19 protein-coding genes are annotated in these 22,333 nt (G+C 72.4%); 7 read left to right on the top strand and 12 right to left on the bottom strand.

What is annotated here, in order from left to right; all coding sequences use genetic code 11:
* Window positions 1-9 precede the first annotated feature (9 nt).
* From O0S08_RS20920 to O0S08_RS20910, 3 genes are all read left to right on the top strand, one after another.
* Complete coding sequence (locus tag O0S08_RS20920) at window positions 10-759, top strand: hypothetical protein (protein ID WP_269040967.1); 750 nt, start codon at window positions 10-12, stop codon at window positions 757-759.
* Between the two features lie 476 nt (window positions 760-1,235).
* Window positions 1,236-2,867, top strand: a complete 1,632-nt coding sequence (locus tag O0S08_RS20915) for a Y-family DNA polymerase (RefSeq protein ID WP_269040966.1) — start codon at window positions 1,236-1,238, stop codon at window positions 2,865-2,867.
* A gap of 10 nt (window positions 2,868-2,877) precedes the next feature.
* Window positions 2,878-6,138 (top strand): error-prone DNA polymerase, encoded by a 3,261-nt coding sequence (locus O0S08_RS20910; protein WP_269040965.1) that lies wholly within the window; start codon window positions 2,878-2,880, stop codon window positions 6,136-6,138.
* A gap of 160 nt (window positions 6,139-6,298) precedes the next feature.
* Here the strand turns inward: O0S08_RS20910 and O0S08_RS20905 are convergent, their stop codons facing one another.
* The 3 genes from O0S08_RS20905 to O0S08_RS20895 form a co-directional block, all read right to left on the bottom strand.
* Complete coding sequence (locus O0S08_RS20905; RefSeq protein WP_269040964.1) at window positions 6,299-6,685, bottom strand: hypothetical protein; 387 nt, start codon at window positions 6,683-6,685, stop codon at window positions 6,299-6,301.
* Window positions 6,686-6,700: 15 nt separating this feature from the next.
* Window positions 6,701-7,411, bottom strand: a complete 711-nt coding sequence (locus O0S08_RS20900; RefSeq protein WP_269040963.1) for an OmpA family protein — start codon at window positions 7,409-7,411, stop codon at window positions 6,701-6,703.
* 222 nt (window positions 7,412-7,633) lie between these two features.
* The gene (locus O0S08_RS20895; RefSeq protein ID WP_269040962.1) at window positions 7,634-8,554 is read right to left on the bottom strand and encodes a hypothetical protein; all 921 of its coding nucleotides are present in this window, start codon (window positions 8,552-8,554) and stop codon (window positions 7,634-7,636) included.
* A gap of 168 nt (window positions 8,555-8,722) precedes the next feature.
* On the opposite strand from O0S08_RS20895, the gene hxsA4 reads away from it, so the two are divergent.
* Genes hxsA4 through O0S08_RS20880 form a run of 3 tightly spaced genes read left to right on the top strand, consistent with a single transcriptional unit; the run spans window position 8,723 to window position 10,916 of the window.
* Window positions 8,723-8,986 carry a His-Xaa-Ser repeat protein HxsA4 gene (gene hxsA4, locus O0S08_RS20890; protein ID WP_100792712.1) on the top strand — a complete coding sequence of 88 codons (264 nt, stop codon included), beginning with the start codon at window positions 8,723-8,725 and terminating at the stop codon, window positions 8,984-8,986.
* Window positions 8,955-10,007 carry a radical SAM protein HxsC4 gene (hxsC4, locus tag O0S08_RS20885; protein ID WP_269040961.1) on the top strand — a complete coding sequence of 351 codons (1,053 nt, stop codon included), beginning with the start codon at window positions 8,955-8,957 and terminating at the stop codon, window positions 10,005-10,007. The genes hxsA4 and hxsC4 overlap by 32 nt, the downstream gene beginning before the upstream one ends.
* A gap of 27 nt (window positions 10,008-10,034) precedes the next feature.
* Window positions 10,035-10,916 carry a hypothetical protein gene (locus O0S08_RS20880; protein WP_269040960.1) on the top strand — a complete coding sequence of 294 codons (882 nt, stop codon included), beginning with the start codon at window positions 10,035-10,037 and terminating at the stop codon, window positions 10,914-10,916.
* A gap of 124 nt (window positions 10,917-11,040) precedes the next feature.
* Here O0S08_RS20880 and O0S08_RS20875 read toward each other — a convergent pair whose 3' ends face one another.
* The gene (locus tag O0S08_RS20875; protein ID WP_269040959.1) at window positions 11,041-11,940 is read right to left on the bottom strand and encodes a penicillin-binding transpeptidase domain-containing protein; all 900 of its coding nucleotides are present in this window, start codon (window positions 11,938-11,940) and stop codon (window positions 11,041-11,043) included.
* Between the two features lie 242 nt (window positions 11,941-12,182).
* On the opposite strand from O0S08_RS20875, the gene O0S08_RS20870 reads away from it, so the two are divergent.
* Window positions 12,183-12,473 (top strand): polyhydroxyalkanoic acid system family protein, encoded by a 291-nt coding sequence (locus O0S08_RS20870; protein ID WP_269040958.1) that lies wholly within the window; start codon window positions 12,183-12,185, stop codon window positions 12,471-12,473.
* 186 nt (window positions 12,474-12,659) lie between these two features.
* Here O0S08_RS20870 and thrC read toward each other — a convergent pair whose 3' ends face one another.
* The 8 genes from thrC to O0S08_RS20830 all read right to left on the bottom strand — a co-directional run bounded on the left by thrC (window position 12,660) and on the right by O0S08_RS20830 (window position 21,862).
* Entirely contained in the window at window positions 12,660-14,018 is a 1,359-nt protein-coding gene (gene thrC, locus O0S08_RS20865) for a threonine synthase (protein ID WP_269040957.1), read from the bottom strand.
* Between the two features lie 649 nt (window positions 14,019-14,667).
* Window positions 14,668-15,051 carry a YbjQ family protein gene (locus tag O0S08_RS20860; RefSeq protein ID WP_269040956.1) on the bottom strand — a complete coding sequence of 128 codons (384 nt, stop codon included), beginning with the start codon at window positions 15,049-15,051 and terminating at the stop codon, window positions 14,668-14,670.
* Window positions 15,048-15,443: a hypothetical protein gene (locus tag O0S08_RS20855; protein ID WP_269040955.1), complete on the bottom strand. Its 396-nt coding sequence runs from the start codon at window positions 15,441-15,443 to the stop codon at window positions 15,048-15,050. Before O0S08_RS20855 ends, O0S08_RS20860 begins: the two co-directional genes overlap by 4 nt.
* A 15-nt stretch (window positions 15,444-15,458) precedes the next feature.
* Complete coding sequence (locus O0S08_RS20850) at window positions 15,459-18,269, bottom strand: DEAD/DEAH box helicase family protein (RefSeq protein ID WP_269040954.1); 2,811 nt, start codon at window positions 18,267-18,269, stop codon at window positions 15,459-15,461.
* A 62-nt stretch (window positions 18,270-18,331) separates the two neighbouring features.
* Entirely contained in the window at window positions 18,332-19,747 is a 1,416-nt protein-coding gene (gene hflX, locus O0S08_RS20845; RefSeq protein WP_269040953.1) for a GTPase HflX, read from the bottom strand.
* A gap of 69 nt (window positions 19,748-19,816) precedes the next feature.
* The gene (locus O0S08_RS20840) at window positions 19,817-20,089 is read right to left on the bottom strand and encodes a hypothetical protein (protein WP_269040952.1); all 273 of its coding nucleotides are present in this window, start codon (window positions 20,087-20,089) and stop codon (window positions 19,817-19,819) included.
* 148 nt (window positions 20,090-20,237) lie between these two features.
* The gene (locus O0S08_RS20835) at window positions 20,238-21,245 is read right to left on the bottom strand and encodes a penicillin-insensitive murein endopeptidase (protein WP_269040951.1); all 1,008 of its coding nucleotides are present in this window, start codon (window positions 21,243-21,245) and stop codon (window positions 20,238-20,240) included.
* Between the two features lie 140 nt (window positions 21,246-21,385).
* The gene (locus O0S08_RS20830) at window positions 21,386-21,862 is read right to left on the bottom strand and encodes a YbhB/YbcL family Raf kinase inhibitor-like protein (RefSeq protein ID WP_269041856.1); all 477 of its coding nucleotides are present in this window, start codon (window positions 21,860-21,862) and stop codon (window positions 21,386-21,388) included.
* Window positions 21,863-22,333 lie beyond the last annotated feature (471 nt).

Raw genomic sequence — 22,333 nt, 5'->3', positions numbered from 1 at the left:
CTTTGTCGCATGACGGTCGTGGCGTTGCGGGGGGTCGAAGAGGTGATGACGGGTGATGAGCTGGCCGAAGGGACAGCTTCCGCGGCGGCCGAGAGCGTCGCCTCGCCCGCCTCCTTCGTCACCCTGGCCGCGCCCGGCAAGCTGATCGAGGTGTCCGGCGGGGCCGCGGGCGCTCGCCTCACCACCGCCGTCGCGCTCGTCCGTCAGGCTCAGCTCGAGGGCGAGACCACGGTGTGGATCCAGCCCGCCGGCGGCCCGCTGTTCCCGCCCGATCTGGCCGACTCCGGCGTCGACCTCGACTCCCTGATCGTCGTCCACATCCCCGAAGATCGCGGCCCCGCCGGCATCGCTCGCGCCGCCGAGCTGCTGCTGCGCTCGGGCGGCTACGGCCTGTGCGTCCTCGACCTCAGCGCCCCCCCGCCGCCCCGCGCGGACGCGAGCGACAAGATCCCGGCGGCCGATCGACCTGTCCCCGAGAGCATGCCCGTTCGGACCTGTCCTCGCGGACTGTACGGCAGCGCCTGGCAAGCTCGACTGGCCGGCCTCGCGCGCGCGCACGGCTGCCGCGTCGTCCTCCTGACCCGCGGCTCGGCCCGCCGCGACTCCCTCGGGCCGATGGTCGGCCTGCGCCTCCAGCCCCGTCGCGAGCGCCGCGCCGCCGGCCTGTTCGCCGTTCGCCCCGACGTCCTCAAGCACAAGGGCGCCGCGCCGCGCCTCGCCGCCAGCGAGCTCCGCCGCGGCCCCTGGGGCCTGGCCTGACGCGCGAGGCCTCGCGATCTCGCCGCGCTCCGCGCGTGCTCGCGCTGCCAGCGTTCGCTCTCGCGCACTCGTTCGCGCCGCCCTCGCCCTCGCCTCGCGTCGCCGCTCTCCTTCCACACCTCGTCGTCGCGCCCTCTCGCTCACGTTCGCGCCTCATCTCGCTCGCACCTCGTCTCGTCTCGCGCCGCCTCGTCGGCCCCCCTCGCGCTCTCGCAATCGCCTCGCCTCGCCACCTCGCGCCCGCTCGAGACTCGCTCACGTTCGCGCCGCATCTCGCTCGCACCTCGTCTCGCCTCGCGCCGCCTCGTCGGCCCCTCGCGCTCTCGCAATCGCCTCGCCCTCTCGGGACCCGCTCACGTTCGCGCAGCATCTCGCTCGCACCTCGTCCTCGCCTGCCGTCCCCGCCTCCGCCCTCGCCCTCTCGCAATCGCCTCGCTGCCTCCGCCTCGCGCGCCCTCGTCGCTCGCGCCTCGCTCATGGCTCGTCCCCCTCAGCCCGCGCTCTTCCTCGACGCTCCGCCTGCGGGCGGCGGGCTCGCGCGCGCCCGTGAACATGTCCCCGAGGACAGCCTCCTTCCGGCTCCGCCCGCGCGCCTCGCCTGCGCGCACCTGCCCGCCTTTCCGCTGCAGGTCCTGCTGCGGCGGCGGCCCGAGCTGCGCGGCGCGCCGGTGGCGGTGCTCCGCCGCGAGGGGCCGCAGGCCGAGGTCCTGTGGGCCAGCCAGGCCGCGCGGCGCCGCGGCGTCGCTCGCGGCATGCGCTGCGCCGCGGCTCGCAGCCTCGTGCCCGAGCTCCACGCAGAACCTGTCCCCGAGGACATCCTCGAAGAGGCCGCCGACGAGCTGCTGCGCGCCCTCCTGCGCCGCTCCCCGCGGGTCGAGCCGTGCCTCGATCCGCGCGGCGCCTTCTGGCTCGATCCGTCCGGCCTCGAGCGGCTGCAGGGCGATCTCCCGACCTGGGCCGGCGCCCTGCGGCGCGACCTCGAGGCGCTCGGTTACGCCGCCGGCGTCGCCGTCGGCTTCACCCGCTTCCACACCCTCGCCCTGGCCCGCCACGGCTCGCTGACCGCCCCGCTCGTGCTCGCCAGTCCGGCCGAGGAGGCCGCCCGCGTCGGCGCGGTCCCGCTCGCCGCGCTCGACCTCTCGCCTGTCCTTCAGGACACCCTCGAAAAGCTCGGGATCTCCACCCTCGGCGGCTTCCTCGCCCTGCCCGCGGCCGACGTGCGGACCCGCCTCGGCAGCGCCGCCGCCGCCCTCCACGCCCGCGCCTCCGGCCGCGAGCACGCCCCGCTGCGGCCCTCGCAGCCCGAAGATCCGCCCGAGGTCGCGCTCGAGATCGACCCGCCCGACGACGACCGCGAGCGGCTGCTGTTCGCGCTCAAGGAGCCCCTCGCCTGTCTCTTGCGTCAGGTCTGCACCGGCGGCGACGCCCTCGTCGAGCTCCGCCTCACCCTCGAGCTCGACCACGAGGACCCCGCAGTCACCACCGTCGAGCCGGCCGCCCCGCTGCAGGCCGAACCCGACGATCTGCTGCAGCTGCTCGACCTCCTGCGCCTGCGCCTCGACGGCCTCACCCTCGCCGCGCCGGTCAAGCGGGCCGTCCTCGTCGGCCTCGGCGCCCGCGCCCGCGCCGAGCAGCTGGCCCTCCTGCGCGGTCGGGGTCGCGACCTCGCCGCCGCCGCCCGCGCCCTCGCCCGCGTCCGCGCCGCCTTCGGCGAGCAGGCCGTCACCCGCGCCGCGCTCCGCTCCGCCCACCTCCCCGAGGCCAGCTTCGCCTGGGAGCCCGTGTCCGAAGTGACATGTCCGATCGTCCATGACCTTCCGGCCAACCATCACGAGGCCCTGGCCGCCCCGCCGCTGTGTCGGCGGCTGCTCCCGCGCCCGGTCCCGCTGCCGCGCCGCGACGAGGCTGACGAGCACTGGCTGGCCGCCAGCGGCCTGGTCCGCGGCGCCGTCGTGCGCATGGCCGGGCCGTACCGGGTGAGCGGCGGCTGGTGGGCCCGCGAGGTCGAGCGCGACTACTACTTCGCCGAGACTTCCCACGGCGACATCGCCTGGCTGTTCTACGACCGCCCGCGCGACCGCTGGTACATCCACGGGATCCTCGACTGAGAGCGCGCCGATGACCGCCCGCGCCGCCGCTCTGTGGGTCAAGAGCAACTTCTCCTTCCTCGAGGGCGCCTCGCACCCCGACGAGCTGGTCTCGACCGCCCACGCCCACGGCCTCCAGGCCCTCGCCCTGACCGACCGCGACGGCGTCTACGGCCTCGTGCGCGCCCACGTCGCCGCGCAGAAGCTGGGCTTCCCCGTCCTCTGCGGCGCCCAGGTCACCATCGGCGACCCCGACGACCTGCTCGGCGTCGCCCCCGAGGCCGCCCCCGACGATCCCGAAGAACATGTCCATCATGACATGTTCGAACGAGAAGGTTCAAAAGAGCATGCTCGTAAGGGCATGTCCTCGGCGACAGGTACAAAAGGCCAGCAGAAAACCCCGGCCCCCAAGCAGGATCGCCGCGGCCGCCCGGCCCAGCGGCCCCGTCCCGTCGCCCCGCCGCCCGGGCGCCCGCTGCTGCTGTTCGCGCCGACCCGGGCCGCCTACGCCGACCTGTGCCGCCTGCTGTCGCGCGGGCGCATGTCCTGTCCCAAGGGACACAGTCGGGTCCGCCTCGCCGACCTGCCCGAGCACGGCCGCGAGCTCGTCGCCCTCGCGCTCGACCCCGACATGCTGCCGGCCCTGCGCGAGTCGTTCGCCGGCCGCCTCTACGCCCTCGTCGCCCGCCACCGCGTGGCGGCCGAGGCCCCGCTCGAGGCCCGCCTGCGCGCCGTCGCCGAGCGCCTGGAGGTCCCGGTCGTCGCCGGCACCGAGGTGCTCTACCACGACGTCGCCCGCCGCCCGCTGCAGGACGTCCTGACCTGCGTCCGCCGCAACGTCAGCCTGGCCCAGGCCGGCGCGCAGCTGCGGGCCAACGCCGAGCACGACCTCAAGTCGCCGGCCCAGCTGGCCGCGCTGTTCCGCGACGACCCGGCCGCGCTCGCGCGCACGCTCGAGGTCGCCGAGCGCTGCACCTTCTCGCTGGCCGAGCTGCGCTATCGCTACCCCGGCGGCGAGCTGCCCGACGGCACCTCCGGCTCGGCGTGGCTGCGCGAGCTGACCTTCCGCGGCGCCCGCGAGCGCTACCGCGGCGAGGTCCCGCCGGCCATGGCCGCCCAGCTCGACCGCGAGCTCGCCCTCATCGACGAGCTCGACTACGGCGGCTACTTCCTGACCATGTGGGAGCTGGTGCAGTTCTGCCGCTCGCAGCAGATCTTGTGCCAGGGCCGCGGCAGCGCCGCCAATTCGGCCGTCTGCTTCTGCCTCGGCATCACCGCGATCGACCCCGTGCGCATGGACCTGCTGTTCGAGCGCTTCATCAGCCGCGAGCGCGCCGAGCCGCCCGACATCGACCTCGACATCGAGCACGAGCGGCGCGAGGAGGTCATCCAGCACGTCTACCAGCGCTACGGCCGGCGCAACGCCGCCATGGTGGCGATGTTCATCCGCTACCGCCCGCGCTCGGCGCTCCGCGACGTCGGCAAGGCCCTCGGCGCCTCGCCCGACCTGCTCGACCGCGCCGCCAAGCTGCAGAGCGCCTGGGGCTCCGAGTTCGACGTCGACATGCTGAAGGCCGCCGGCATCGACCCCGACATCCCGCTCCACGGCCACCTGCTCCGCCTCTCGCGCGAGCTCCTCGACTTCCCGCGCCACGCAGCCACCCACCCCGGCGGCTTCCTCTTGGGACAGGACCCCGTGGACACGTTGTGTCCGATCGAGCCGGCGGCGATGGTCGGGCGCACCATCGTGCAGTGGGACAAGAACGACGTCGAGGACCTCGGCCTGTTCAAGGTCGACCTGCTCGGCCTCGGCGCGCTGGCGCAGGTCCGCCGCGCCCTCGAGCTCATCCGCGTCCACCACGGCCGCGAGCTGTCGATGGCCACCATCCCCGCCGAGGACCCCGCGACCTACGACATGCTGTGCGAGGCCGACACCGTCGGCGTGTTCCAGATCGAGAGCCGCGCGCAGATGGCGATGCTGCCGCGGCTGCGCCCGCGGACCTTCTACGACCTCGTCATCGAGGTCGCCATCGTCCGCCCCGGCCCGATCCAGGGCGACATGGTCCACCCCTACCTGCGGCGGCGCAGCGGCGAGGAGCCGACCGTCTACCCGCACCCGAGCCTCGAGCGCGTGCTCGCCAAGACCCTCGGCGTGCCGCTGTTCCAGGAGCAGGTCATGCGCCTCGCCATGCTCGCCGCCGACTACACCCCCGGCGAGGCCGACCAGCTGCGCCGCGACATGGCCGCCTGGCGCAGCCCCGGACGCATCGAGCCGCACCACGACCGGATCGTCGAGCGCATGGCCAGGAAGGGCATCGACCGCGAGTTCGCCGAGCGGGTGTTCGCCCAGATCCGCGGCTTCGGCGAGTACGGCTTCCCCGAGAGCCACGCCGCCTCGTTCGCCCTGATCGCCTACGCCACCGCCTGGCTGCGCCGCCACTACCCCGCGGCCTTCACCTGCTCCCTGCTCAACGCCCAGCCGATGGGCTTCTATCACCCGTCCACTCTGGTCGCCGACGCCCAGCGCCACCACGTCGAGGTCCGCCCGATCGACGTCCGCAAGAGCGCCTGGGACTGTACTTTGGAGCATGACCCGGAGGACAGCTCATCGCCCGCGCTGCGCATGGGCCTGCGCTACGTCAAGGGCCTCGGCGTGCTCGACCGGGCCGCGCTCGAGGGCGCACCTGGCCCTTACGCCAGCCTCGACGAGTTCGCCCGCCGCACCCGCCTGTCGGCCGCCGCGCTGCACGCCCTGGCCGAGGCCGGCGCGCTGGTCGGCTTCGGCCTCGATCGCCGCGCCGCGATCTGGCGCGTCCGCGGCCTCGCGGCCGCCCGCGGCGACGCCCTGCCGCTGCCCGAGGCGGCCCCGTCGCCGGCCCAGCAGACGCTGTTCACCCCGCTGACCGCCGGCGAGGCCGTCCTCTGGGACTACCGCCGCACGCACCACAGCACGCGCGGCCACCCGCTGTCCGAGTGGCGCCCGGCCCTGCGCCGGCTCGGCATCCAGGGCGCCGCCGCCGTCGCTCGCCTGCCGAACGGCAGCGCGGTCGACTACGTCGGCGCCGTCACCTGCCGCCAGCGCCCGCCGACCGCCGGCGGCGTCACCTTCTACACCCTCGAGGACGAGACCGGCATGCTCAGCATCGTCGTCTGGGCCAGCGTGTGGGAGCGCTACGGCCTGATCGGCCGCACCGCCCAGATCCTCGGCGTCAGCGGCCGCCTGCAGCGCGAGCAGGGCGTGCTGCACCTGATCGCCGACGCCCTGTGGGATCCCCGCGGCGCCCTCGGCTGACATGGATATTTAGACATGTCCCTTGCGACCTTATGCAAGGGGCATGTCTTCCATGACATGTCCAATAAGACAACCTGGCGAGCTCCGTCCACCGAGCCCGCTCGCGACGCGGCCGCCGGGGCACGCCCCGACGGCCGCGAAAATCCGCTCTGAACGGCGCTCAGAGCTGCTGGGGCGGGTTGGCCTTGAAGGTGTACTTGTACGAGGCGACGCCCTCGCGGCGGTCGACCGGGTCGAGCACCAGGCCGTCGATGGCGCGGACGATGCAGTTCTGCAGGGACTCGGGGGCCTGGGTGCCGGCCGGGTCGACGGCGACTTCGAACAGCCGGCCGGTCTTCTTCTCGACCTTGAAGCGGACCAGGACCTCGCCGCTGACGCTCTGGTCGTCGACGAGCTGCTGGTCGTAGCACGCCTTCACCGCGCTGTTCTTGGTCTCGAGCAGCGAGCGGGTGTCGGCGCGGTAGGTCTCGGCGTCGCGCTTGACGCCGGAGCAACCGACGGCCATCGCGGCGACGAACAGGGAGCTGAGGATCGTGGAAGTGCGCATGTTCGTGGCTCCCTTCTACTTGGTGGCCTTGGCCGGCTCGGGCGCGGGCGCGGGCGCAGCGGCCCCATCGCTCGGCGTCTCGGGCGACGGGTTCTCGAGGGTCGACGTCGACTCCTCGACGACCTTCTTCTGGCCGGTCTTCGGGTCGATCTCGACCTTCTTCTTCGTCACGTCCTGCTCGACGATGTTGAACTCGACGCGGCGGTTCTTCTCCTTGCCCTCCTCCGTCGACTCGTCGGCGATGAGGCGCGTCTCGCCGTAGCCCTTGGCCGTGAACATCTCCTTGGGCAGCTCGCCCTTCTTCACGAGATAGTCCATGACCGCCTTGGCGCGCTGGTCCGACAGCTTGAGGTTGTGCTTGTCGGTGCCCTCGCTCGAGGTGTGGCCCTCGATGGCGATCTTCTTGATGTGCGGGTTCTCCTTGATGACCGAGATGATCTCCGCCATCAGGCCGTCCGATTCGGGGCGGATCGTCGCCTTGTCGAGGTCGAACTGGATCTTCTCGTTGATCGAGATCTTGTTGTCCTCGACCACCACGCGCTTGGGCGGCTCCGGCTCCGGCTCGGGGGGTGGTGGCGGCGGCGGCGGCGGCGGCGGCAGCGGCGGCGGATCCCCGACTACGGCCAGCGCCGTCGCGTCGTCGAACACGGTCGGCGCGCAGGCGGCGAGCTGCGTCGCGAACAGCGCGAGCAGCATCGGCAGGGTGAGGCGAGTTGTCCGAGACATTGGCATCTGAGTCTCCTCCGTGGGGGCCGCAGTGGCCCCCGGCGGCTTTGATACACCGCCGGGACGGCCCGGGCGGTGAGTTTACGGCAGCTTTACCGACTCACGCCAATTCGCCAACGATCGCGCGAAAACCCGGAATTCGTCGCGTTCGGGCTTTTCCAGGCCGAAACGCTGAATTCTCAGCGTAAAATGCGCGCACTCCGCCCGATTTCGACCGGACGGCTACTCCGGGATCCCGCAGACCCCGACGTTCTCGAACCCCGGCGGCGCCTGACCCTCGCTGTACCAGGCGATGCACGACATCTTCTCGTCGAGCGCCTCGCACGACGCGTCGCCCTCGGACAGGTCGCACCAGGGCGTGCAGCAGTACGCGAAGCTGCAGTCGGGCACGAACGAGTCGAACACGCAGGCGAAGCCCGGCGCGCACGACGACCAGCCGATGCATGTGTCCTGAAAGGTCGCCTCTGCCCCGCCCTGCACGACCGGCAGGCACACGAAGTTCGTGTTGCCGACCTTGATCGCGTCCATGTAACAGCCCTCGCCCTCGGCGCAGTTCTGCAGCAGCGGATCGCACTGCTTGAAGCAATTGCCGAAGTCGTAGCCGAAGAACAGCTTCACGCAGGTGGTGTCGCTGCCCTCGCACATCGGGTTCTGCGAGTCACCGGTGCAGTACGGCAGGCAGAAGCCCGTCCCGTCGTAGTCGAGGTCGAGGCAGACCGTCCCGAGCGCGCAGTTGTCGTCGCCGAGGCCCTCCCCGCCGACGCTGCACGGCTCGCCCGCGGACTTCGGGTTGTCCGGCACCGGCACGCACTTGATGCCCTCGGGGATGAACGTGTTGGGGCTGGCGTAGGCCGTGCACTTCTGGTCGCCAGGGCAGTCCTGGTCGTAGAGATTGCACATGCCGCCGCCCGACGGGTCGGTCGTCGAGCTCGTCGGCTGGACCGTGGGATCGGTCGTCGTGGTGTCCGCGACCGTCGTCCCTTCCGAGCTCGTGGAAGTCGTCGGCGTCTCGCCGGTCGTCGACGAGCTGTTGTCGGGGGCCGTCGGCACGCCCGAGCTGTTGGGCAGCTGGAAATCGTCACTGCAGCCGGACATCAAGCCCGCGGCGACCAGGAGCGCGAGAGAGAGTACCCGAATCTGCATGCGAAGAGCCTTTCTGGGACGCTACGGGGGGGACCTGCCGGTGTCAAGTTGTCGGCGATGCCGCATCTGGAGCCGTTTCGGTTGGTGCTACCGCCGCTTCGCACCGGCCCCGCGCGAGCTCACTGGTTCGTGCTGCGAGGCGCACGGAGGTTCGGCTATGGTGCAGCCATGGCCGCCCCTGATCCTGACGAGCTCGTCTCCTTTCGCAAGAAGGCCAGCGCCGTGCTTGGACCCGAACATCGTGAGATCTCGGACAAGGCGCTGGAGTACGCCGAGACGGGCGTGCCGAGCGGCGACCTCGTCGCCGCGGCAACCTTCGCGCCCGGCGATCCGGGCCACGCGTCGCACGGCTCGCACGGTTCGCACGGCTCCCACGGTTCGCACGGCTCCCACGGCTCGCATGGATCCCACGGCTCCCACGGCTCCTGGTGAACGCTCGCCCGCCGGCGGCGCGATCGAGGCGCGGATCGCCGGCAAGGCGCCGCGGGTGCATATCCTGACCGGCGCGGTGTGCAACAACAATTGCATCTTTTGCATGGAGGAGGACCGCGACGGCCGCTACGTCGTCAACTCCGCCACCACCGACGAGACCGTGCGCTGGATCCTCGGCCAGCACGACGCCTTCGAGGAGGTGTGCTTCACCTCCGGCGAGCCGACCACCAACCAGCGGCTGCCCGTCTGGGTGAAGATGGCCAAAGAGGCAGGTGCGCGCCAGATCAGCATGATGACCAACGGCCGCGCGCTCAGCTACGACCGCTACGCGCGCCTCCTCCTGGCCGCCGGGCTCAACAAGGTCTACGTCAGCATCCACGGCCACACCGCCAAGCTGCACGACGGCCTCACCCGCACGCCCGGCAGCTTCGAGCAGACGGTCGGCGGCATCGCCACCATCGCCCGCTACAAGCGCCTCGGCGTCGCCCTGCACACCAGCACCGTCGTCACCAAGCGCAACCTGCCGCACCTCCACGACATCTACGGGTTCTTGCGCGAGCGCGGCGTCGACCAGGTCGTCTTCAACGTCATGCAGGCGAACGGCCGCGCCAACACCTTCTTCGACCAGCTGTTCCCCACCTACACCGAGATCGCCGCGGCCGCCGAGGCCTTCCTGCGCACGGCCGCCGCGCGCGAGCGCCAGGTGCAGGCGTTCTTCGTCGACATCCCGCTGTGCACCACCACGCGCCTGCCCGATCACAACCGCGGGTACGTCGAGGACTACGTCCACTTCGAGCCGCCGGTGGCCGTGCACACCGACCTCATCCCCGCCGAGCGGCTGGCCGAGCGCCGCTCCGGCCCTGACGGTGGCCTCGTCGCAGTGCGCCGCGCGGACCTCGACGACAGCGCCCGCCACAAGCGGCCCGAGTGCGGCGGCTGCCGCTACGATCGCGTGTGCGAGGGCGTGTGGGGCAACTACCTCCGCCGCTACGGTTGGGACGAATTCGTCCCGGTGCCCTGACGCTCGCTCGCCGCTTCGGAGTCGCGCATGCTCCTCGACGCCGCCACCGCGCCGCTGCCCGAGCCGGCGGGTCCGGACGCCGAGGCTGCCCTGCTGCGCCCGTTCTGCGCCGCCTATCACCGCCGCTTCGGCGTCGCGCCGGCGCTCGCCCGCGACGCCCACGGCCTCCTGCTCCGCTTCCCCGCCCACGACATCCCCGCGCACGCCGTCGTGGTCGGCCGCGTCGACGTCCTCGGCGGCCACCCGGCCGTGCGCGCCTACTTGCGGCAGCTCGGCTTCACCTGGGACGCGCGCGGCTTCATCGACGGCGTCCCCGGTCCCGCCAGCCTGACCACTCGGGTGCCCGCGCTCGGCCCCAGGCCGCGCTACTACCGGGCTGCCTATTCCGCCATGAACAAACGGACATGGCTCGAAGGCAACCTACGCGGCGAGGTCCCGATCGCCCTCGGCGCCGGCGTCTACTACGCCGCCCTCGACGCGGCCGCCCGCCTGCGCGTGCCCGAGCCGCGGCGGGTGCGAGCCGGCCGCGACTACCACTTCTTCGGCGTCCAGCACGACCTGACCAAGCACCTGCTGCTCACGCACCTGGTCCCGCGCGCCCTCCTCCTCGACCTCGGCCGCGCGCTCGCCGGCGGCCTGCGCCGCTGGCACCGCGGCCCGCTCGTCCCGGCCCCGCTGGCCCGCTTCTACGAGAACGACCTGCTCGCCTACTGCCAGCAGATCTGGCGCGACCTCGTCGACCCGTCGCAGTTCGCCCCGACCTGCCTGCTGGCCGCGAACCTCGATCAGCTGTGGCGGGCCGTCGACGACCGCCTGCGCGAGTCCGCCGCCGGCCCCGGCGCGTGGCTGTGGAACGACGCCGACACCTGCCCCCGCTTCCATATCACCCGCCCGCCTCGCGCTCCGTGAGCCCGGCGACATGGGATGCCCACAAGGACATGACCCAAGGAACATGTCCAAGGTAACATCCGTCGACGGTTTGTATTCTGCCCGCAAGGACATGCTCTGAAGCGCATGCCCCAAGAACCATAGATTACCGCGCTGCCTCCGGCGGCAGCGCGCCGTGGCGGACGAGCAGCGCCCGCGCCAGCTCGGCGCGCAGGGGGATCAGGCGCTCCACCTCGGTCTCCGGCGCGCGCAGCATCAGCGCGTAGGCCCAGGTCGTGCCGCTGCGTTCCGCCAGCCCGACCAGCCAGCCGACGGCCCGGCCCTCGTGGTCGGTCAGCCCCGTCTTGCCGCGCCACGACCAGCCGGGCGCTTGCGCCCGCGTCAGCATGTGCTCGACCAGCGCCATGTGCTCGCGCGCCACCGGCAGCTCGCGGCGGTGCAGCCGGCTCATGAACTCGACCTGCTCGCGCGGCGAGATCCGCAGCTGCCCCTTCAGCCAGAAGCTGTCGATGCCCCCGCCGATGTCCGCGTTCCCGTAGGCGAACGCCCGCAGCGACGCCTGCATCGCCTCCGGCCCGATCCGGCGCGCGACCTCCTGGAAGAACCACACCGTCGAGTCGCGCAGCGCCGACGCCAGAGAGTGATCGCGGTTCCACTCGGGCGAGCCCCCGCGCTCGACGCCGTCCCACTTCAGCGTCGCGTCGGCCCCCGCCAGCACTCCGCGCTCCAGGGCGATGAGCGCGTTCGGGATCTTGAACGTCGACGCCGGCAACTCGCCGATCCCTGCGAGCGCCGCGTCCGTCACGATCTGCTCGCCCGTCGCCAGCGAGCGCAGGACGAACACCCCCTCGACCTGCGCCGCCGCGAACAGCTCCCGCCCCGACCCGTCGACGCGCTCCACCACCGGCGGCACCGGGCTGCTCTTCGCGACCTCGCTCGGCGGCGTCGGACTCCTCGCCGCGGCCTCGCTCGGCGGAGCGGCCGCGGGGATCGACCTCGCGCAGGCGGAGAGCAGGAGCGGGGCGAACAGGAGCCACAGGCGCATGCCCGCACGGACGCGCGAACACGGCCGCGCATTCCCGAGCCCGAGGCGCCGCGCGGTCGATCCGCGCCCCTTCACGGGGTCCTCGGCGACGTCGTCGCCCCGTCACTGACGCTCGCGGCCAGCCAGCGTCCCCGCGCCGCCGCAAAGATAACATGTCCTTTAAGACAGCATCATCCCGCCCGTCGCCTGGACAGCTCGCGGGGGCCCGTTCATCTTGGTCGTTCGTCCGGAGGTAGACAGTCATGGCCCAGATCGACATCCGTCGCGCGAACCCGCTCGGCAAGGCCACCGCCCGGGAGCGCACCGAAGCGCTCGCCAAGCGCCTCGAGGCCAAGTTCGACATCCGCTGGCAGTGGAAGGGCGACGACCTCGCCTTCAACGCCCCCCACGGCCCCGCCAAGGGCACCACCGGCACGATCAGCGTCGAAGACGCCCACGTCCGCGTCCAGGTCGCCCTGCCCCTGCTGCTGCGCGCCTTCAAGGGCCGCGTCGAGGACCGTGTCAACGACGAGCTCAACAAGCTGCTCGGCTGAGCGCCGATCGCAGGTCCGAAAGGACAGCCCGACCAGCCGTCGCGGTACTCCCCAAAAAATGTCCTGGAGGACAGCTGTCATCTCGCAACGCGCGGGCCTCCCCAAGTCCTGAAGGCCAGATGTCATCTCGCAGCGCGCCGACGGCCGCATATCACCTGTCCCGAGCGCCAGCTCTGCGCGCCCCCGCTACCCTGCCCGGGCGTCGAGCACGCGGTGCAGGGCCGCCACCACCTCCTCGGGCTCGCTGCCCATCGCCACCGGCTGATTGGCGTACGTGCTCGGGAACTCCAGCTTGCCCTCGTGGTAGCGGGCCTTGAACTCGGTGAACTTGAGCCCGTGCGCCGTGGAGATCACGATCACGCGCTCGCGTCGACCGATCACCCCGCGCTTCGCCAGCTTCTGCAGGCACGCCAGGGCCACGCCGGTGTGCGGGCAGTTGAACATGCCCGAGCGGTCGGCCAGCGCGGCCGCATCGGCGAGCTCGGCCTCGCTGGCCTCCTCGACCAGCCCGTCGCAGCGCTGCAACGCGCGCACCGCCTTCGGCAGCGACACCGGCGCGCCGATCTGGATCGCCGACGCCAGCGTCGCCCGGGCGTGCTGCGGCGCGTAGTCCTCCTCCGTCATCGGCCGGCCCTCCGCCTGCGCCCGCGCGAACGCCAGATACAGCGGATCGGCGCGCTGGGCCTGGCAGCACACGATCCGCGGCAGCCTGGCGATCACCCCGAGGCCCAGCATCATCTCGAACCCCTTGGCCAGCGCCGACACGTTGCCGAGGTTGCCGCCCGGGATCAGCACCCAGTCCGGCACCTCCCAGTCGAACTGCTGCACGATCTCGAGCGCCACCGTCTTCTGGCCCTCGACGCGCAGCGAGTTCATCGAGTTGGCGAGGTAGATGCCGGGGTCCTCGGTGAGCCGCTGGACCACGCGCATGCAGCCGTCGAAGTCGGTGTCGAGGCTACACACGATCGCCCCGTTGGCGACCGGCTGGATCAGCTGCGCCGCGCTGATCTTGCCGGCCGGCAGCAGCACCACCACCGGGATCCCGGCCGCGGCCCCGTAGGCCGCCAGCGCCGCCGACGTGTCGCCCGTCGACGCGCACGCCACGGCACGGATCGGCCGGCCCTCGGCGATCGCCTGCTTCACCGCCGACACCAGCACCGTCATCCCCAGGTCCTTGAACGAGCCGGTGTGGCTGATCCCGCACTGCTTCACCCACAGGTCGTCGAGCCCGATCGACTTGCCGAAGCGCTCGGCCCACATCAGGTTCGAGTTACCCTCGAACAGCGACACCACGTTGCCCGGATCGATCTGCGGCAGCACCCACTCGAGCTTGGACCACACGCCGCTGCCGAACGGCCACTGCGTCCGCCCGTAGCGCTCGTCGAACAGCCGCATCCACGCCGCCGGCGAGCGCGAGCGCAGCGCCGCGTGGTCGTGCTGCACCTCGAGTAGCCCGTGGCACTGCGGGCAGCGATAGATCACCTCGGTGAGCCCGAATCGGCCGGGACAACCGCGAAAGCACTGGAACCAGGCGGCGTACGTCACGCGCGCAGGATGCCACAACTCCCCGCCCCGGGCTCGCCGGGATCGCGCGGGCCCGCGAACGCGAGCAGCACCGTGAACCGCACGTGGCGGGCCGGCGAACGCGAACAGCACCGCGAACCGCACGTGGCGGGCCGGCGCCGCGATGCACCGCGAGCGCCGGGGCGAATCCTGTCCAGGCTTGCGACCGCGGCTCCGGAGCGCTCGCCGCACGGGCAAGGAGCCCGGGCGCGGCGTCGCCGTCCGGAGCCCAACCAGGCCGCGCACGGTCCGGGCGGCGCGAACGCCAGGCGCCCGGTCACGCCTCGCCTGTCTCGGAGAGCATGGCCTCCTCGCCATGTCCCGAGATTCTCCTCAAATCCATGGCCGCAGAGCGCCGCTGGACGCGCCATGTTCCCCGCGACACGGCTGCCGGGCTCTGTTTGGAGCATGATGTCCTTGGCGGCACGTCATTCCAGAAAGTGTTCGATGAAACATGTCCTTATCGACATGTCCGAATGGATACTTCCCCTTGATTCATATCTGATTCGACATGCATGAAAAAACATGTTCGATTCTCCATGTCCTCGCGGACATGCCTCTTGGCACCTGTTCCGAGCGACATGCCCGTGACGACATGCCCTCTCGGCCAGCCGCCTCTCCCGCGCCCCGATCACTCCGCCGGCGCGAGGATGACCGCCGTCCCGTACGCCAGGATCTCGGCGGCCCCGGCCATCACGGTCGAGGTCGCCAGGCGCATGGCGACGATCGCGTTGGCGCCGAGCGCCAGCGCCTCGGCGCGCATGCGGTCGAGCGCCTGTTCGCGGCTCTGCGACAGCATCGCGGTGTACTGCGTCACCTCCCCGCCGACGATGTTGCGCAGCCCGGCGAGGAAGTCCTGCCCCAGGTTGCGCGTGCGGACCGTGTTGCCGCGGACCAGCCCGAGCACGCGGACGACCCGGAAGCCGGGCACCGACTCGGTCGTGGTGACGAGCATCTCGCCCGCCTTGCGGTGCGCGAGGTCGGCGGCGTGGAGGACTGCAGGGGTGCTGGTCATCGCTGAATGTCCTTGTATGGGTCCTGACTGTGGTTCACGCGGATCCACGAGTACACCAGCAGGCCGAGGCCCGCGACCGCCAGCGCGGGGCCCAGCACCGGCGCCGCGGCCCACGCCACCACCCCGAGCGCCACCAGCAGCCCGCCGAGCCCGCGCTCGAGCAGCACCCGCGGCGACCGCTCGGCGCGCGCGATCCGGTGGTCGGCCTCGACCCGCGCCAGCCACCCCCCGCCCAGCGCCGCCTGGCTGGTCCGCGCCGCGATCACCGCCCGCAGCTCCGGATCGCCCTGCGCGTACAGCTCGAGCTCCTCCGTCTCGGCCTCGCTGAGCTCGCCGCGCGTGATCCGGTCGAGCAGCTCGGACACCCGTCGCGCCTCGGGATCGTCGGCCATGCGAAGGCGATGATATCAGGCCAGGACCACCGGCCCGAGCACGCGCGCGACCACCCAGACCTCGCCCGCGCCGATCCGCCGGTCCGGAAACGCGGGGTTCCGACTGCGGAGCACCCACGCACCGCCGGCCTGCACCGGGATCTTGAGCACCACCTCGCTCAGCTCGGGGCCCTCCACGAGGACCAGCACGCAAGAGTGGCCGGCCACCTCTGCCAGCGAGAGATCGCGCGCCCACTCGCACAGGACCAGGTCGCCGTCGCGGATCGGCGCGTCGCCGCCGTCCATCGAGTCGCCCTCGACGCTGGCGACGAAGTGGCGGCGCGGGTCGACCGCGTCGGTCGCCCGGATCGCCGCGACCTCCGCCCGCGGCTCGCCGTGGGTCCAGGGCCCGACGCCGGCGGCCAGCGCGAGGTCGCGGTAGAACGGGACGCCGCGGCGGATCGGCGCCGCCGCGTCGCGCGCCGGCTCGAGGCGCCAGCGCCCCTTGCGACGGGCCAGGACCACGAAGTCCCTGCCCCACCCCGCGTGCGGCCCGAACCATCCCCGCAGGATGTCCGGAAGGACATTGTCCTTCGCACCTGGTCTTGTGGCCACGTTCACCGCGACCTTGACGAACCGGAGCAGGTAAGGCTCGCCGTCGACCTCGACCTCGACCTCGCCTTCGGGCGTGTCGGGGCGCCGCTGCCTGTCGAGCATCAGGATCGGGTCCGTCTTGTTATGGTTCACCTTGAGCCGGAGCGGCGGCACGACCGCCAGCACCGCCCCGCGCGAGTCGGCCTCTCGCTCGCGCGCGCACAGCTGCTCGAGCAGATCGATCACGACCGTCGGCAGCTCGAGCACGCACCCCGCGGGCAGCGCCAGCGCGCCGCTCCGCAGACCTCGCAGGACCTCGACCCGCCCGGCGCCGGCGTCGAGCAACGCCCGCAGCGCGTCGAGCTTGTGGAGGAACGTGCGGTGATTGCCGACCACATCGACCACTGTCAGATGCGGCTTCGGACGCTCCCTGCCGAGCCGCAGCCCACGACCGATCTGCTGCAGGAACACCACCGGTGACTCGGTCGGCCGCAGCATCAACACCGCGTCGATCTCGGGCACGTCCAGGCCCTCGTTGAACAGGTCGACCGCGGTCAACGCCGCGAGCTCGCCGGCCGCGAAGCGCCGCAGCGACTCGCGGCGCGGCGCCGACGTCGGACCGCTGTGGACCGCCTCGGCCGGGATGCCCTCGCCGCGCAGGAACTCCGCCATGAAGTCGGCGTGCGCGACGCTGCAGCAGAACACCAGCGCCCGTCGGTCCGCGCGCGGCGCGTGGTCGTCGAGCGCCCGCAAGGCCGCGCCTGCGTGCTCGCGCGTCGCCACGGCGCGCGTCAACGCGGCCTCGTCGAAGCGACCGGAGCGCCACGGGATCTGCTCGTAGTCGACGTCGTCGCGGATCGCGTGGTAGTGGAACGGCGTCAGCAGGCCCGCCTCGAGGCCGACGCTCAGACCTGCCCGAAAGACCAGGTTTCCGTGACACAGCGCCAGCAGCTCGGCCCCGTCGCCGCGCTCGGGGGTCGCGGTCAGGCCGAGCAGGTACTTCGGCCGCAGCTGCTGCAGGAGCTGCTGGTACGTGGGCGCGGCCGCGTGGTGGAACTCGTCGATCACGACGTACTCGAAGCGATCGGCCGGGACGTCCGCCAGCGCGTCCGCGCGGGTGAGCGCCTGGATCGACGCGAACACCACCTCCGCCCCGTCGTCGCGCTCGCCGCCGAACCACCGGCCGAGCGCGCGGTCCGGCAGCACCCTGCCCCACGCGCTCATCGCCTGCTGCAGGATCTCCTCGCGGTGGGCCACGAACAGCGCGCGCGGCCAGCCGGTCGCCGCGAAGTCGAACGCCGACAGCAGCGTCTTGCCGAGGCCGGTCGCCAGCACCACCAGGCCGCGCGCATCGCCTGACCTTCGGGACATGTCCAGCCTGACCAGCGCCTCGCGCTGGAGCGCGTGCGGCGTCGGCGGTGGCGGCGGCGCGTCGAACGCCTCGATCACCGGCGGTTCGGCCGGTCGCCGCGCGCGGTATTCGGCCAGTAGCCGGGGCGTCAACAACCGGGAGCGAGGATCGCCCCACAGCGCCGCGAACCGCTCGCGGATCGCCGCGAACTCCGCCTGCTCCGCGACCGCCCGCAGGTTCCACTCGACCCCCTCGCGCAGCGCCGAGCGGCTGAGGTTGCTGCTGCCGACGTACGCCACCCCGCCGTCGTCGTGAGCGACGAACACATACGCCTTGGCGTGGAACGTCTGTCCTCGGGGACAGCAGAACATCCGCACCTCCAGGCCCTCGCGCCCGCTCGCCAGGGCGAGCAGCGCCGCCAGAGCCTCGGGCTCGGTGATCGACAGGGTGTCGCCCGTCAGCAGCCGCACCCGGGCCCCGCGGTCGAGCGCTCGCGCCAGGTCTTCCTCGATCTCGCGCAGGCCGGACAGCATCACGAACGCGACGACGATGTCGATCCGCGCCGCCAGCTGCAGCCCGGCGCGCAGCACGTCGACCAGGTGCTCCTCCTGTCCCGGCACGAAGCCGGGCAGCGCCGGCAACCCGGGTGTCCGCGCGATCGGCCGCAGCTCGACCACCAGGGCCTCGCCGGCGCCGCTGACGAACTCCACCCGGCCGCCGTCCGGCAGGTGCTCGCGCTGCACCGCGGCGACCAGAGCGAAGATGTCCCAAAGTTCAGCTTGCGTCGCCTCCTCGATCGCCCGCAGCGACCGGCGCGGACGCACCTGGATCCCCGGACCGCAGCGCCACGCGCTCGCGCTCGCGTTGGCCGCGAGCTCGATCGCACCTGTCCCCGCGGTCATCCGGTCATTGTAGCGAGCCGCGCCCGCGGCCGGCAACCGCTGGCCCTGCCCCTACTCGGGGCTCACGCCTCTGCCTGGCCCAGCGCCCCGCGCACGCGCTTCAGCGTGTCCGGTTCGATGCGCACGCGCAGGCGCGTGCCGGCCTCCTCGTGGGCCTCGGACAGCACCTGGGCCTCGCCGTGGAGCTGGGAGACCAGCGCGTGCTGCGGCCACGGGATCAGCAGCTCGGCCTCGACCAGGTCCTGGCCGAAGAACGCGACGATGCTCGCGCGCAGCCTGGCGACGTCGTCCTTGTCGAGGGCCGACATCTGGATCGCGTCAGGGAACTCGCCCCGCAGCTCGGCGCGCTGCTCCTCGTCGAGGCGGTCGACCTTGTTGAGGATCAGGCGCGACGGCGCCTGCATCGCGCCGATCTCGCCGACGACCTCGCGGGTGACCGCGTACTGGTCGCGGAAGGTCGGGTCGGATGCGTCGACCAGGAACAGCAGCAGGCCGGCGTGGCGGGCCTCGTCGAGGGTCGAGCGGAACGAGGCGACGAGGTCGTGCGGCAGCTTCTTGATGAAGCCGACGGTGTCGGACACGAGGATCCGCGGATGGGACTCCGGGTGGAGCGCGCGGATCGTGGTGTCGAGCGTGGCGAACAGCTGGTCGGCGACCAGCACCTCGCTGCCGGTGAGCGCGCGCATCAGCGAGCTCTTGCCGGCGTTGGTGTAGCCGACCAGCGCGACCGTGGGCTGGCCCGCGCGGTGCTCACGGCGGTGGTCCTGCTCGCGGTGGACGACCTCGAGCTCGCGCCGGATCTCGGCCATGCGGTCGCGGATCCGCCGGCGATCGAACTCGAGCTCGGTCTCGCCGGCGCCGCGGCCGGCCTGGCGCTCACTGCGGGTCCCGGTCTCGCGCAGGCGCGGCGCGACGTAGGCCAGGCGGGCCAGCTCGACCTGCAGCTTGGCCTCCCGGCTGCGCGCGTGGCGGTGGAAGATCTCGACGATCACGCCGGTGCGGTCGAGCACCTGCACCCCGGTGGCCCGCTCGAGGTTGCGGGCCTGACTCGGGCCGAGCTCGTGGTCGACCGCGACCAGGCCCGGCCGCTTCTTGCTGTCCTCGGGGACATCTTTACCGACGATCGGGACCTGGCCGTCGTCCTCGTCGAAGTCGTCGAACTCGACCTCGTCGTCGCCCTCGCCGCTCTCCTCCTCGCGGCGCTGGCGGGCCTTGTCCTTGCGCGCCGGCACGGCGGAGGGCACGTAGCCGCGGCCGCCGGTGAGCTCGGCGAGCTCCTTGAGCTTGCCCTCGCCGAGCACCACCGACTTGCTGAGCGCCTCGCGGCGCTGGGTCACCGTCCCGGTGACGTCGTAGCCGAGGGTGTCGACGAGGCGGGCGAGCTCGGCGAGGTCGGCGGCGTGCTCCGCGTCGCCGACGCCGGGCAGCTGGACGCCGACGAGGATCGCGGTGGGCCGGTGGGCGGGTCGTTCGGACATCGGGGGCGACAGACTGAACTCGCCGACCGCCGGCGGCAAGCCCGTCGCGGCGCGGACCGCCAGGGCCCGTCAGCGCGGCTCGCGAGGCGGCATGGACGGTCGCGGCGGTGGCTCGGCGGTCTCGATGAGCACGGCCTGGACCATCAGCAGCGCGCCGACCGCCTGCTCGATGCCCCCATAGGCCCCGAGCGCCTCGCCGAACGCCTGCAGGTCGTCGGTGGTCGCCAGCGCGAGCTTCTCCGAGCGCGCGAGAAAGGCCTGCAGCAGCGTCCGCGCCCGGTGGGGACCCAAGATCCGCCCGACCTTCTCGAGGGCGAGGGCATGGACGTCGACGCTGGTCATCGCTGCCTGAAGATGAATGCTCTGGCGGGCTCGCGCGACCGGCGCGACGCACCTTCGTGCGCTCGGTCTCACGGCGCGGAGCTTCGCGCCGTGGCGATCGAGTGTCGCCGAGCACCGGCGCGGCGAGCAAGCCTTCCCCGCCGGCGGCTCACTCGCGGAAGCGGACGTGGAAGTGGTTCCGGTGGCCACGCCAGTGACGGATGACGCCGAACGGCGCCCCCTCGCCGCGCGGGTACTGGAACACGTCGTTCAAACGGCGTGCGCTGACCCCCGCAGCGATTGCGTGCTCGTAGAAGAGCTTCTGCAGGCCGTAGTCCATGAACACGTAGTGCACCTGGTCGGTCGCCAGCACCGCCTCGACCAGCGCCCACGAGCGCGCGACGTCGAGGTTGTCCTTCGTCGCCACGATGAACCGCGTCACGTCGGCGTCGACGCCGCGCAGCACGTAGCCGACGTCGATGTCGCGGCCGTGGCGGTGCGACAGGTGGGGCGGGAACACGCCGCCGCCGTGCAGGCTGATGTCGCCGACGTGGACCTTCGGCCCGCCGCGACCGCCCCGGGTGTAGGCGCGGATCGACTCCTGGAGCAGCCGGATCGTGCGCGGGGTGCCCCACGCGTGGTCCTCGTTCTTGATCACGTAACCTGGCCCCGGGGGCAGCTTCACGCCCTGGGCGAGGACGCCGGCGAAGTCCTCGTCGGCGAACAGGTCGGGGTAGTACACGTCGGTCGCCCGCAGCTCGACCGTACCTGTCCCCATGGCCAGGCGCTCCTGCTGCCCGGCGCGGCCCAAGATCACCGCGCCGCGATCGACCGCCGCGATCGTGGTGCCCTCCCACACCAGGTCGCCGACGCGGAACACCCGGATCACGCCGCTCGGATCGTCGCGGATGGTCGCCTGGCTGGCGCTCGGGTCGGCCGCCGCGGTGGTGGCGAGGAGCGTCAGCGGCAGCTCGGTCTCCTCGATGCTGTCCTCGGGGACCTGTCCGTTCGAACAGCCGTCGCACGCCGCGGGCGCCGCCGCCACCGCGGCCTCGATCGCCGGCGCCGCCTCCACCGCCGGCGCCGCCTCCACCGCGCCCTCCGGCTCCGCCGTCGCGTCGCCGCAGCCGAGCAGCAGGCCGAGACAGACGGGCAGCAGCGCGGAGCGAGGGGTCATGTCGATCTCCGAGGCAAGATCCGCACCAGCCGCAACGCCTCGATCTCCGCGTCTCCCCTCGCCTCTCGCCCCCGATCTGCGTGACAGTTTGTCGCCGGCCGGACGCCCGCCGCGACAGCCCGGCACGCGCGCGGGCCCGCTCACTGGGGCTTCTGCTTCTGGTACGTCCCCATCAGCTCCGCCTTGGCGATCACGTGGCCGGACATCGCCTGCTCGAGCTCCGCGCGCGTGGGCGCCTGCGGCGACGGCAGCGTGGTGTCGAGGGCGTAGAGCGAGTGGAAGTAGCGATGACGGCCGATCGGCGGACACGGCCCGCCGTAGCCAACGCGCTTGAAGTCGTTGGTGCCCTCGCGCGCGCCGGCGGGCAGGCGATCGGGGGTCACGCCTGCCGGCAGCGAGCCGTCGGTCGGCGGCAGGTCGACGACGATCCAGTGGGTGAAGGTCGTCTTAGGCGCGGCCGGGTCGGGCGCGTCGGGGTCGGTCTCGATCAGCACCAGGCTCTTGGCCGCGGCCGGCACCCCCGACCAGCGCAGCGGCGGCGAGATGTCGCGACCCTCGCAGGTGTATTCGCTCGGGATCTCCGCCCCCGCCGCGAACGCCTCGGACTCGACGCTCATCCCGCCCGATGGCGCCGGATCGCCGCCGCCGGGCTCGGGTTTGGGCTGGCAGGCCAGCAGGCCGCAAGAGACGACGAGCGCGAGACGAAGCATGGCCGGGCAAACGTAGCGGAGCCTCGCCCGTGCGCAAGCTCAGCCGACGATCTGTCCCCGAGGACATGCCCGATCGGTCCGGTCGCTCGTCCGCGATCGGGCGCGCGTCCTGACCAGCCCACGCCCGTCCTCACGCGCGCGCGGGCCGGGCGCGAGCGGGCTCGGCTACGATGCGTCGTGATGATATCCCGCCCGCTTCTCCTCACTCTGGCCGTAATACCGCTGGCCTGCGGCGATTCGACCGCCACCACCACGGATACCGACACATCCTCGAGCTCGTCCTCCTCCTCGACCACGAGCGACGACCCGCCGTCGATCACCACCGGTCCGACGGCGACGACCGCGACCGAGACCACCGACGGTCCGACGACCACGGTG

Origin of the sequence: Nannocystis punicea (assembly GCF_026965555.1) — a bacterium.
GTDB classification, from domain to species: Bacteria; Myxococcota_A; Polyangia; order Nannocystales; family Nannocystaceae; genus Nannocystis; species Nannocystis punicea.
This window is presented reverse-complemented; position numbering and strand designations above follow the sequence as displayed.